The 12663-nt window shown below is 37.3% G+C and carries 10 protein-coding genes; 8 read left to right on the top strand and 2 right to left on the bottom strand.

The genetic code is table 11. From position 1 onward, the window contains the following. Positions 1-91: 91 nt before the first annotated feature. The 3 genes from V6670_RS20300 (at position 92) to tatC (ending at position 1920) form a co-directional block, all read left to right on the top strand. On the top strand, positions 92-727 hold the full coding sequence (locus tag V6670_RS20300; RefSeq protein ID WP_338651970.1) for a redox-sensing transcriptional repressor Rex: 636 nt from the start codon (positions 92-94) through the stop codon (positions 725-727). Between the two features lie 165 nt (positions 728-892). Continuing rightward, positions 893-1078, top strand: coding sequence for a twin-arginine translocase TatA/TatE family subunit (locus V6670_RS20295; RefSeq protein WP_010857065.1), 186 nt, complete (start codon positions 893-895; stop codon positions 1076-1078). Positions 1079-1095: 17 nt separating this feature from the next. Continuing rightward, positions 1096-1920 carry a twin-arginine translocase subunit TatC gene (gene tatC / locus V6670_RS20290; protein ID WP_036119000.1) on the top strand — a complete coding sequence of 275 codons (825 nt, stop codon included), beginning with the start codon at positions 1096-1098 and terminating at the stop codon, positions 1918-1920. Positions 1921-1997: 77 nt separating this feature from the next. On the opposite strand, the gene V6670_RS20285 is transcribed toward tatC, so the two are convergent. After that, on the bottom strand, positions 1998-2762 hold the full coding sequence (locus V6670_RS20285; protein WP_338651969.1) for a type II CAAX endopeptidase family protein: 765 nt from the start codon (positions 2760-2762) through the stop codon (positions 1998-2000). 171 nt (positions 2763-2933) lie between these two features. Here V6670_RS20285 and groES point away from each other — a divergent pair, with 171 nt between their 5' ends. The 5 genes from groES to V6670_RS20260 all read left to right on the top strand — a co-directional run bounded on the left by groES (position 2934) and on the right by V6670_RS20260 (position 8506). Next, the gene (groES, locus tag V6670_RS20280; RefSeq protein ID WP_004224358.1) at positions 2934-3218 is read left to right on the top strand and encodes a co-chaperone GroES; all 285 of its coding nucleotides are present in this window, start codon (positions 2934-2936) and stop codon (positions 3216-3218) included. Positions 3219-3348: 130 nt separating this feature from the next. After that, positions 3349-4980: a chaperonin GroEL gene (groL, locus tag V6670_RS20275; RefSeq protein WP_058843576.1), complete on the top strand. Its 1632-nt coding sequence runs from the start codon at positions 3349-3351 to the stop codon at positions 4978-4980. A 689-nt stretch (positions 4981-5669) separates the two neighbouring features. Further along, the gene (locus V6670_RS20270; RefSeq protein WP_338654689.1) at positions 5670-6719 is read left to right on the top strand and encodes an iron ABC transporter permease; all 1050 of its coding nucleotides are present in this window, start codon (positions 5670-5672) and stop codon (positions 6717-6719) included. Positions 6720-6723: 4 nt separating this feature from the next. Then, complete coding sequence (locus V6670_RS20265) at positions 6724-7485, top strand: ABC transporter ATP-binding protein (RefSeq protein ID WP_036118991.1); 762 nt, start codon at positions 6724-6726, stop codon at positions 7483-7485. A 10-nt stretch (positions 7486-7495) separates the two neighbouring features. Further along, a complete protein-coding gene (locus tag V6670_RS20260; protein WP_036118989.1) occupies positions 7496-8506 on the top strand; it encodes an ABC transporter substrate-binding protein in 1011 nt (336 codons plus the stop codon). A 914-nt stretch (positions 8507-9420) separates the two neighbouring features. On the opposite strand, the gene V6670_RS20255 is transcribed toward V6670_RS20260, so the two are convergent. Beyond that, entirely contained in the window at positions 9421-12588 is a 3168-nt protein-coding gene (locus V6670_RS20255; RefSeq protein ID WP_338651968.1) for an amino acid adenylation domain-containing protein, read from the bottom strand. Positions 12589-12663 lie beyond the last annotated feature (75 nt).

The raw sequence follows: 12663 nt of genomic DNA, 5'->3' as shown, positions 1-12663 counted from the left end.
AAAATGTTGTATATAGTTAAGGATAAATGTATTAAAATTAGTAGTTAAATACAGTAAAATTGATTGAGGTTCATCATAAGGAGGAGAAAGTTTGAAACAAGAATTAAAAATCCCACAAGCCACTACAAAAAGACTTCCTCTTTACTATCGATTTATTCAAAACTTTGCACAAGAAGGTATGGAACGTATTTCGTCGAAGGAACTGAGTGAAGCGATGAAAATAGATTCTGCAACGATTCGCCGTGATTTTTCTTATTTTGGCGCTCTTGGTAAAAAGGGCTATGGCTATGATGTGCAGCATTTATTACAATTTTTTAGCCAGACGCTTGATCAACATGAAACGACAAAAGTAGCGTTAATTGGCGTGGGGAATTTGGGCAGTGCATTATTAAAATATAATTTTCAAAAAAACCATAATACACATATTGTCGTAGCATTCGATTCTAAAGCACCGAAGGATGGCAAAATGATTAGTAATATTCCTGTTTTTCATCCAGATTTACTGGAGGAGAAGTATGCAGAATACGGTGCAGAGCTTGCGATTTTAACCGTTTCACCACGCTCCGCACAAAAAATGGCGGATCGTTTAGCAGCAATGAATGCAAAGGGTATTTTAAACTTTACACCAGAACGGTTAACAGTACCAGATAGAATGCAGCTTTTAACCATTGATTTATCGGTAGAATTGCAAGCGCTTATATATTTAATTCGTAATCAGGAAGTGTGAAAATAATACATATTTTTAAGTGTAATTCACCATTTCTGTCAAATAATATTTTTTAATAAAATGCGGCTAAACCTGTGAGAGAGACGAAAAACTTTCACATATAATTAGTTAGCAAAATGGCGAAATATGCGTTAAAATGATGGATATAAAGAGGAGGTGGCTGTAATGGGTGGAATTGGTCCTATGAGCCTCATTATTATCGGAATTGTCGCGTTATTAATTTTTGGCCCTAAGAAGTTACCAGAGCTTGGTAAGGCATTTGGTTCAACACTACGTGAATTCAAAAATGCTACTAAAGGTTTAGCCGACGAAGATGATGATGACAAGAAAAAGAAAGAACTAGATAAGTAAGTTAGGATGTTTGAGGAATGAATCCAAAAGATCTAACTGTCATTGAGCATATAGAAGAATTAAGAAAACGGCTGTTCATTGTTGCCGTTTTCTTTGTTCTCGCTATGGCTGGCGGCTTTTTCGTCGCAAAGCCGCTTGTTAAATACCTTCAAATGACTGGAGCAAAATATAATATTGAGCTTCATGCATTTGACGTAGTCACACCACTTGCAATTTATATACAAGTTGTTTTTATAATTGCCTTTATTCTTTCATCGCCAGTGTTGATGTATCAATTATGGTCGTTTATTAGCCCTGGATTAAGAGAAGTAGAACGTAAAGCCACTCTAAGCTATATACCTTATTCATTTCTATTGTTTATTGCAGGGTTATCTTTTTCGTACTTTTTACTCTTCCCGTATGTCATAAAATTCATGATGAATTTATCGAATGATTTGGAGATACAGCAAACCATTGGTATACATGAGTATTTTACATTTTTGTTTAAGCTTACAATACCCTTTGGTTTTCTATTCCAGTTACCGATTGTTGTTTTATTCTTTTCGCGAATTGGTATATTAAGTCCAGATTTACTAATTCGAATTCGTAAATATTCATACTTTGGTTTATTTGTATGTGCAGCGATTATTGCACCGCCAGAGTTGGCGTCACATTTAATGGTTTCTGTGCCATTGTTTATCTTGTATGAAATTAGTATTATGATTTCTCGGATTGGTTATAAGAAATATCTTAAATCTGAGGAAATTCGTTTAAAAGAAGAACAGGAAGCGGAGCAAAAACGTCAGATTGAAGAGGCGCTTGAGCAGCAACGACGACAAATAGAAGAATTGAATCAACAGTAATAGATAAAGCTCGGTGCCCTCAATGGGACACCGAGCTTTTGTGTTCTAATGCCGCTTTACAATGACTTTACAAAAAATTATTGCATTTTTTCTAGTTCTTGAAGAAACTTTTGCAATGGCTCTGCATAGAATTGTACAAGTGTCACAAATCCATTAAGCATAACGTGTGCGATAATAGAAGTCCAAATGCGTTTTGTTTTGTGATATAAAAAGGCAAATATTAAGCCACAAATGGTATAAAGCAAGATATGCGAGAAGTCGAAGTGGATAATCGCAAAGAATATGGCACTTACTATAGCCGCTACCCAGAAATTTGTTGTTTGGACAAGCGAGCCAAATATGACTCTGCGGAAGACGAATTCTTCTAAAATAGGCCCAAATACAACAATCGCTAATATAGCAACGGGAGCACCTTGAGCTATAGCGACGATATCTGCGGTATTTTGGGAACCTCCTTCTATACCGAAAACAGCCATCTCAATAGCGGCACCAATCATTTGACCAAAGAACACGAGGAAGAAACCGAAGATTCCCCAAACAATTGTAAGAGGGATCGTTTCCTTTTTTCCTTGATAAATGTTCCAAAAGGCTTTATCACGAGATGTTAGGATTAAGCTTAAAATGAGCGCAATAGCAAAACTAAGGGCAATATACCAGCCTTGAGTAATGGGAGCCGCTTGTTCAGAAGCTAGATCAGTTATCTTCATAACGAGCTTATGAAACGGTAAGAGCAGCCATCTGCTTGAAATCTGCATCACGATATAAATTAATAAGACATACAGGGCTGTTTTTTTATGTTTCGTTATTTTTTGAGAATTAGTCACAGTCAAAATCCTTTCCATTCATATGCTTCCTTTCTATTGTAGAGGAATATGGAAAGAAAACAAAATTTTTCGAAGTTCTGGCTTGCAAAAAAAAGTGTGATTGATTATCATAATAATTGTGTTAGCACTCATTGATATAGAGTGCTAATAAATTTTAACAATTATTTAATTATTAGGAGGTTGTTTCACTTGTTAAGACCACTAGGAGATCGTATTGTAATTGAACTAATCGAGGTAGAAGAGAAATCTGCATTCGGTATTGTACTACCTGACTCTGCAAAAGAAAAACCACAAGAGGGTAAAGTAGTAGCAGTTGGGACAGGTCGTGTATTAGAGAACGGGCAACGTGTAGAGCTTGACGTTAAAGTTGACGACCGCATTATTTTCTCTAAATACGCTGGAACAGAAGTTAAATTTGAAGGTAATGAATACCTAATTTTACGCGAAAGCGATATTCTTGCAATTATTGAATAAGTACATTATTCACACCTTAAATAAAGGTGAAGGCTTATTGTTTGTTTAACGAAAATGACAATAAGATGAAATTGATATAAATATATTGAAGAAGCTTAACGAATATTCCATTTCAGGAGGGTAAATTCTCATGGCAAAAGATATTAAATTCTCAGAAGACGCTCGTTCATTAATGTTACAAGGTGTAGATAAATTAGCGAATACAGTAAAAGTAACATTAGGACCAAAAGGACGTAATGTTGTTTTAGAAAAAAAATTCGGTTCACCACTTATTACAAATGATGGTGTAACAATCGCTAAAGAAATCGAGCTAGAAAACCCATATGAAAACATGGGGGCAAAATTAGTAGCAGAGGTTGCTTCTAAGACAAATGAAATCGCTGGTGACGGTACAACAACAGCAACAGTATTAGCACAAGCAATTATTCGTGAAGGCTTGAAAAACGTTACGGCTGGTGCAAATCCTGTAGGTATCCGCAAAGGTATTGATAAAGCAGTTGCTGCTGCACTTACAGAATTACACGCTATTTCTCGTCCAGTAAGCAATAAAGAAGAAATTGCACAAGTTGCTGCTATTTCTGCTGCAGATGATGAAGTTGGACAACTGATCGCTGAAGCAATGGAGCGTGTTGGTAACGACGGCGTTATCACAATCGAAGAATCTAAAGGCTTCACAACAGAACTTGATGTAGTAGAAGGTATGCAGTTTGACCGTGGCTATGCTTCACACTACATGGTAACTGACACAGATAAAATGGAAGCGGTTCTTGATAACCCATACATTTTAATTACTGATAAAAAAATTACAAACATTCAAGAAGTATTACCACTATTAGAACAAGTGGTACAACAAGGTCGTCCATTAGTAATCATTGCTGAAGACGTGGAAGGAGAAGCACTTGCAACTCTTGTTGTGAACAAGCTTCGTGGTACATTCAATGCTGTAGCAGTAAAAGCACCAGGCTTCGGTGATCGTCGTAAAGCAATGCTTGAAGATATCGCTATCCTAACTGGTGGTCAAGTAATTACTGAAGAATTAGGCTTAGACCTAAAATCAGCGGATATTTCTTCACTTGGACGTGCAGCAAAAGTTGTTGTAACAAAAGACAACACAACAATCGTTGAAGGTGTTGGCGGTGCAGACGCAATCGAAGGACGCATTGGTCAAATCCGTGCACAACTTGCTGAAACAACATCAGAATTCGATAAAGAAAAATTACAAGAACGTCTTGCAAAATTAGCAGGTGGCGTAGCAGTTATCAAAGTTGGTGCTGCAACAGAAACTGAGCTTAAAGAACGTAAACTTCGTATTGAAGATGCTCTAAACTCTACTCGTGCCGCTGTTGAAGAAGGTATCGTATCAGGTGGTGGTACAGCCCTTCTTAACGTCTATGCAGCAGTTGAAAAAGCAGCTGAATCAGTAGATGGCGACGTAGCTACAGGTGTGAAAATCGTTTTACGTGCTTTAGAAGAACCAGTTCGCCAAATCGCTAATAACGCTGGTCTTGAAGGTTCAATCATCGTGGATCGCCTAAAACGTGAAGAAGTTGGCATTGGTTTCAATGCAGCTACTGGCGAATGGGTAAACATGATGGAAGCAGGCGTAGTGGACCCAGCAAAAGTAACTCGTTCAGCTCTACAAAATGCAGCATCAGTTGCAGCGCTATTCTTAACAACAGAAGCAGTTGTAGCAGATATTCCAGAAGCGGCACCAGCAATGCCAGATATGAGCGGCATGGGCGGTATGCCAGGCATGATGTAAGTTTTAGTTTCAGCTAAAATTTTTGACTAAACATAACCACTTTCCATAATTTTATGGGAAGTGGTTTTTATAATGAATACCTTAAATGCACAGCGCTTGTAACAAGTATATCCCTCTATATTTGTCCCATTCAGTACTCTTTTTCCAATGAGATTTTTTTATAGTTGATGATCCATATAACAGCAGGGTGATTTCATCATAGCTCCAATAAATTGTTTAAATTACCTCCATCATCGATTGCTGATTTTCCTGTTGCCTAACCTCTAGTCAAGGTAGTTAGGTGAGGGGGGTCTAATAGCAATTCTCCTATAGCTAATTCCTCTAGTTCCCAATGAGATAATCATAAACCAAGCCCATAGTTAAAAATAAAAGCAAGCATTTTTACATTTAATTTTTGACTATAATTAGTTAATTGGAAATTCCTAAATTTTCTCTTCTATATAATAAATGGGATTTTTGAACTTATTGTTGTTATGCTCAACGAAAAAATAATTTTAGTGAATGAAAGCGCCATTAGTGGATTATTCATCTACTAAATGTATGAATAATCTATAATTAAAAATTTTCCTGTTGTTTTTCAAAAGATTATCACTTACAATACAAAATGAAAATGATAATCGTTATCATTAACTAATAGTTTGTTAGATAGAGGTGAAATCTTGGATAATCAGGAAGCTAACAGAATAGGAATGGGCAATATTTATTATGTTATTATCTTGCTTTTAATAGGTGCCATTTTAATATCTGCCGTTTTTTCTGTATCAATAGGACAAGTCAGCATACCTTTTAAGCAATCAATGGATATTTTGCTACATACTATATCCAACGGGAAGCTTGGCTCGCTTGATAATGTGGATAGCGAATCCTACTTGAATATTATTTTACAGGTCAGAATGCCTCGTGTGATTTTTGCATTATTGATTGGCGTTGGACTTGCACTATGCGGAACTGTCATGCAGGCGGTTGTACAAAACCCCCTTGCTGATCCATACATACTTGGTATTTCTTCAGGGGCGTCATTGGGTGCAACCTTTGCCATTCTAGTTGGTTTTGGAAGTAGTGCATTGTTGGCACAGTTTGGGGTAGCCTTTGGAGCATTTGCAGGGGCGATGATTACCTCTATGGCAGTGCTGATCTTATCCAGCATTGGTGGTAAAGCGACATCAGTCAAACTTGTTTTATCAGGTGTTGTCATTGGAGCATTATGTAGTTCTTTTTCAAGTCTTATTATCTTTTTTGCGAATAATGCTGAGGGCATTAAAACCGTTACGTTTTGGTCTATGGGAAGCTTGGCATCTGCTAGCTGGGATAAAACACCGATTTTAACAATTGTGATTGTGCTAGGGGCTGCGTTATTCCTTTTCCAACATCGTGTGCTAAATACAATGCTACTTGGAGATGAATCAGCTATCACATTAGGTATCAATCTAAGTGCTTATCGCAAATTGTACATGATCCTTACTTCGCTCATTACAGGAACAATGGTTGCTTATGCGGGTATGATCGGTTTTGTTGGTTTAATTATTCCACATATCACGAGAGGCATTTTTGGAGCAGACCATAAACGATTAATGTTAGGAACATTGCTCTTAGGTGGTCTTTTCATGATTTGGGCGGATATTCTGTCTCGAACATTAATCCAAAACGTTGAATTACCAATTGGTATCATTACTTCTGTCATTGGGTCGCCATTATTTATCTATATGATTGTAAAAAAAGGTTACAACTTCGGAGGGTAGAACAATGGAATTAGTAGCAAAGGAAATAGAGGTAAAGATCGGTAAAAAGGAAATAGTAAAAAACATATCCATTCATGTGAATAAGCAACAATTTGTGGGCTTAATCGGACCAAACGGATGCGGAAAGTCCACTTTGTTGAAAAGTATTTATAAAAGCCTTGTGCCTCAAAAAGGGATGGTTTTTTTAGATGATTTAGATGTTTTGAAGAGTCCTGAAAAAAAGATTTCTCAGCACTTAGGAGTAGTAGGGCAATTCAATGAAATGCATTTTGATTTAACGGTACAGCAAATGGTGATGTTAGGCAGAACACCTCATAAAAAAATGCTAGAGTCAGATAACCAAAAGGATTTTGACATTGTGGAAGAGGCGTTAACGCGCACGAACTTACAATCCTATAGAGGGCGTAGTTTTCTTTCACTATCTGGTGGCGAAAAGCAACGAGTTATTTTAGCAAGAACGATTGCTCAGCAGCCTAAATTTATGATTTTGGATGAGCCAACAAACCATTTAGATATTCGTTATCAAATCGAAATACTATCCTGTGTTAGAAGTTTAAATATCGGTGTTTTAGCAGCGCTTCACGATTTAGAAATGGCAGCCCATTACTGTGATTATCTCTATGCAGTAAAAGATGGTGAAATCTATGCGCATGGCACACCAGCAGAGGTTTTAACACCGGAAACAATAGAAGCTTTATATCATATTAAATGTCAAACGTTTACTAATCCAGTGACAAACGGATTAGGCTTTGCATATGGACTATAGGAGGAAAACCATGAAGAAAAAACTATTATTAGGAATTGGTTTAGCAGCTTTATTAACATTAACAGCTTGTGGTAACACATCAAAAAATACAGCTGAGGAAACACAAACAAAAGATTATTATCCACTGACAGTTGCTAACTTTGCAAAAGCTGAGGGAGGCTCAACGTGGGAAAAGAAAGATCAAGTATTCGATAAAGCACCTGAAAGAATTATGGCTAATACACGCCCAGCAGCAGAATTATTATTACATTTAGGATTAGGTGATAAAATCGTTGGTGTCGGAGCAAACTTTGGGGCAGTCGATAAATCTGTAGAAGAAGAATACGCTAAGTTAAATATTTTAAGTGATGAGTATGTAGGGAAAGAGGTTACATTAGGAACTGATCCTGATCTTGTATTTGGTCGCGGTGGCTTATTTGATAATGCTGAATGGGGCGTAGGGACAGTAGACTCACTTAATGAAATGGGCGTTAAAACATATGTTTTAGAATCATCTGTAACAGGTGGCACATATGATTCTATTTACAAAGATATCGAAAATATTGGTAAAATTTTCAAAGTGCAAGATAAAGCGGATAGCTTTATTAAAGAATTAAAAGGGCGACAACAAAACATTTCTTCAAAATTAGAAAGTATTAAAGAAGAAAAAACTTTTGCTTATTTGCATACAAATGATCCAAAAGAGCTTTTTGTATACCCAGCTCATGATGAAACATTCTTCAATGACGCATTCAAAATGGTTAAATTAGATAACATTTTCAAAGATGAAACAGGCGATGTAAGTGTTGAAACATTAATTGCAGCAGATCCAGATGTATTAATTCTTCCTAACTGGGATGGTTCTGATCTAACAAAAGTACGCGAAGAAATTTATGCAAATCCTAAACTTTCAAGCATGAAAGCTATTAAAAATAAACAAATTTATATCGTAGATTATAATTACATGTTTGGTTATGGCTACAACACAATAGATGGAATGGAAGCATTAGCAAAAGAGATGTATCCAGACTTATTTAAATAAGAGAGTCGATTAGACGACTTAAAAAAGGGGGAGAAATTATTAATTTCTCCTCCTTTCATGTTGTTGAAAAAAGGTAATGTCAACGGTATAATAAGCAATTTTGTAAGGCGAGGGGTTGATTTCCGTTCCGCCAGCGTCCTTTCCAGGGGGCGTCCGATGAGTCGCTTCACTCACTGCGTTCGCTCCAGGGTCTCACCTGTGACGCTAAATCCCCTAGGAGTGACACTGGCTCCACTCCAATCAACCATTCTGCAAAAGTGTCTTTTCCTGAACAAAATAGCCCATTATTTATATTATAAGAGAGGATAGCCTCTTACTTTCAATTTGGAGAAGTGATGTGTGACAACACCCCTCCATAAAAGAGTAGTGAATACCTTCACTTTTTTGCTAAAAAGTGAACATTTTTATGGATTGGAGTGGAAGGCTACTTGACTCCCGTGGGAATAGCGAGACAGGCGAGCCCCTGCACGAAGCGGTAGCAGAGGAAGCGGCTCGGCGCTCGCCCACAGGAAAGCAAGTAGCCTGCAACGGAAATCCTTTTTCACCTTTCACATAAATTCTATGGATGGTTTTGTTTTTCAACACTATGAAAGGGGGAGAAGTTATTAATTTCTCCTCCTTTTTGTTATAGAAATGGAAGCAGCTCTCTATTAAACATTGTAATTGTTTCAGTAGATGGATAAAAGATGTTGTGAATCGAGAACGAGTTAGAAAGTTCTTTCTTGGCTCGCTTAATATTAATGGTATCAAACAAATGAGGTTTATAGCACATGCCCAACCAAGCAATGCTCATTGCTGATTCTGCAAAAGCCTGTATTTCTTAAATTTTCGTTAAACACCAGAGAGGTGTACTTAAAAAAGTATCCCACTCTGTTAGTGTTAACGATATGCAAATAGCTGTATATCCTGTTTGATTATCTTATGTTGACTTGACTTGGAGCAGGGAAGTAGCCTGTATCTATTCCATATTGAATCATTCTGTGAATAAAGGCTGTATTAGGTACTGCACATTCAATTTTCGTATTGACTAAAAATTCTAGTGTTTTTTTGCAATTGAAAATAAACGGGGAATCACCAGCTCCATCACCTTCAAGCTGAGCAATGGCTAACGATAAATATTCCTGTGCTTCTTTTGTATGCTCACTATACAATAGCCAATTTGTATATTCCTGTGCTGAAACGATTGATAGATCATAGCCAAATTCCTTAATCATGTCGATTAATTCTAAATAAGGAAGCGATACAGGATTACATAAATGGAAGACATGACCGTTTGCTGCTGGCTGATTCGCCAGAGAAACGAGTGCTTGGCTCGCATAATTAATAGGAGTAAAGTCAACATGCCATTGTGCGGTAGGTGTTTTACCTAAATAAAGCATCGATTTAATCATACGGTAAAAGGCATTGTCATCAATATTACGTTGGAATTTGCCTGTTTCAGAGTGACAACTTAAATTTCCTACACGATAAATGGAAATAGGAATGGCATCATTTACAGCATTTCGAACAAGATTTTCCGCCTCTAGCTTACTTTGGGTATACACATTATTAAGCTTCACATCGTAATTAAAATTACCTTTTGCCTCATTTGAGCCCCATTGAATGGCAGCTAACTCCTCTGGAATACCAATGGTTGATACATAATGGAAATGCATACCTGGTTTTCGTTTAGCTATTTCAAGCAAATGGCGAGTACCATACACATTGACATTATTGAAATGGTCAGCCGCACCGAAATGACGTACATCGGCACCACAATGAATGATTGCATTGATTTTTTCCAGCAACATTTGTTCAGCTTCATCAGATAAATCAAGTTGTTGCTTTCCTAAGTCGCCTGGGATAACTGTGACACGCTCTTTCATAGGATGAACAAGATCGTTGCCAAAGTAAAATTGCATACTATCCATTAGCTTGTCCTCAATCGTTGCATGGGTACCTGGTCGAATAAGACAGTAAATATGTGCATTTGTTGCTGTTAACAGTTCGTATAATACATGGCTACCTAAATAACCTGTAGCTCCTGTTAATAATACCGACGTCATTGGCAAGGGCCTTACGGTTTGAGAGACTTGCAGCGGACTTGGCTCCATTAAATCCTTAAAAACAAGATTAGCTGGTTGCTCTTGAACGTCATTAGCTTCCGGCTGATAATGACGAATATATTGATCTAGCTCTGCAATCGTTTGGTAGTGGAAGAAATCTTGTATTTTTAAGAATGGTATATGCTTTTTCACTTGTACAAGAATTTCCAGCACTTTTAATGAATGACCTCCAATATGGAAGAAATTATCGTGAATGCCTATTGGCTCGATACCAAGTGCCTTTTCCCACGCGGTAGCTAGCAGCTGCTGTGTATTATTTTTGGGTGGGCTGTATGCATGGCTACGGGATAAAATCACTTCCAGTGATGCTAGTTGTTTTCGATCGATTTTTCCTGTAGGAGAAAGCGGCATTTCAGGCAATTCTATAAAACGCTCAGGCACCATATAATCTGGTAGAAGAGTTGACAGGTAGTCTCTTAAAATATCTTCCTCAAGTTGTATACCACTAGTCACAGTATAGTAGGCAAATAAATGATTGTTACCATCGGACTTTTTCTTCGCAATGATTACGACTTCCTGAATGTTAGGATGATTGCTTAACACCGTTTCAATTTCTCCAAGCTCAATACGGAAGCCCCTTACTTTGATTTGTGAATCCTTGCGCCCAACAAATTCAATAATACCACTAGGTAATAGGCGAACTAAATCACCTGTACGATACATTTTTTGTTCTGGCTTCAATAGATGAGGTACAAATACCTCAGCCGTTTTTTCTGGCTGATGTAAATAGCCTGCTGCTAAACCAGCACCTGCAATACATAATTCTCCAGTTTCATGAACTGGGCAAAGCTGCTCATCATCATTAACAACATACATCTCATAATTAGCGATTGGTCTGCCAATAGGAATACTGGATTGTTTATCTATTATAGAATCCTTTATCTTGAAGTAAGAGGACAATACTGTACATTCAGTTGGTCCGTAAAGATTAATAATTTCTGTAGTTAATCCAAATTTTTCATGCCATTTTTGAACGACAGCAGGTAATAGGGCTTCGCCACCAACAGATAGGTAGTTTAATGTTGTCAGTTTTTCTCGGTATTCCACAGGTAAATGTGTTGCTAGCTGTGTAAAGAAAGCATTGGGTACAGTGGCAGCGGTTACTTGCTCACGACCAATCATATCAGCAAATGCTTCAATCGATAGACGTTCCACACTTGTTAGCATATGCAGCCTTGCTCCAGAAAAGAAAGCGGTAAAAGTCTCTGTTACTGATGGGTCAAAACTATAGGAGATAAACTGAGAATATACATCGTCTTGCGTTGAATGGTAGATTCTTTGATTATCTGTAATCAAATTAATAACAGATTCATGTTTAAGCATAACCCCTTTTGGTTTGCCCGTAGAACCAGAAGTATAAATAATATAGGCTAGGTCGGATGGATGTATTCCACAAGTTAGATTTTCCTGTGAGTAGCCTTTTTCTGATTGGTTGATCGTTAACACTGTACGTGTTTGGGAATCATTATGTATGAAATCATTCAGTAATGCTGTATGTTCGTTTTTTGTTAGAATAAACGGGGCACCTGTATCGTTTAATAGATACTGACACCGTTCTTTCGGGTAGCTTGGATCAATAGGAACATATACACCACCAGCTTTCAGGACACCTAAAAGGCTGATGATTGTTTCTTTACTTCGTTCCATAACGATTGCCACATAGTTTCCTTTTTGCAGACCGTTTGCTATTAGCATGTGAGCAACTTGGTTGGATTGTTCATTTAGCTGATGGTAGGTCATCTTGCCATTTTTAAAGGATAATGCAATGCGTTCAGCAAATTGCTGTGCTGCCTGATAAAATACGTCAGGTATTGTGGTGTTTTGATCGTAGTCAGCTAATGTTTGGTTTAAAGTTTGATAGGCTAGTAAATCTTCTTCGTTCAACAGTTGTGTACGATTGGATGGTAGAGTTTGTGGCTCATAAGAATGCGTATTATTCTCTAATGGGTATACATCAAATTCTCGTTTATTATTCAATCATGACAACTCCTATTTTAGAAAAGGGCAGACACTTATGAAGGAGTGTTTATGCCATTAGTTCCACAGAAAATG

It is taken from the genome of Lysinibacillus sp. Y5S-8 (assembly GCF_036894365.1).
Taxonomy (GTDB): Bacteria; Bacillota; Bacilli; order Bacillales_A; family Planococcaceae; genus Lysinibacillus; species Lysinibacillus fusiformis_D.
This window is presented reverse-complemented; position numbering and strand designations above follow the sequence as displayed.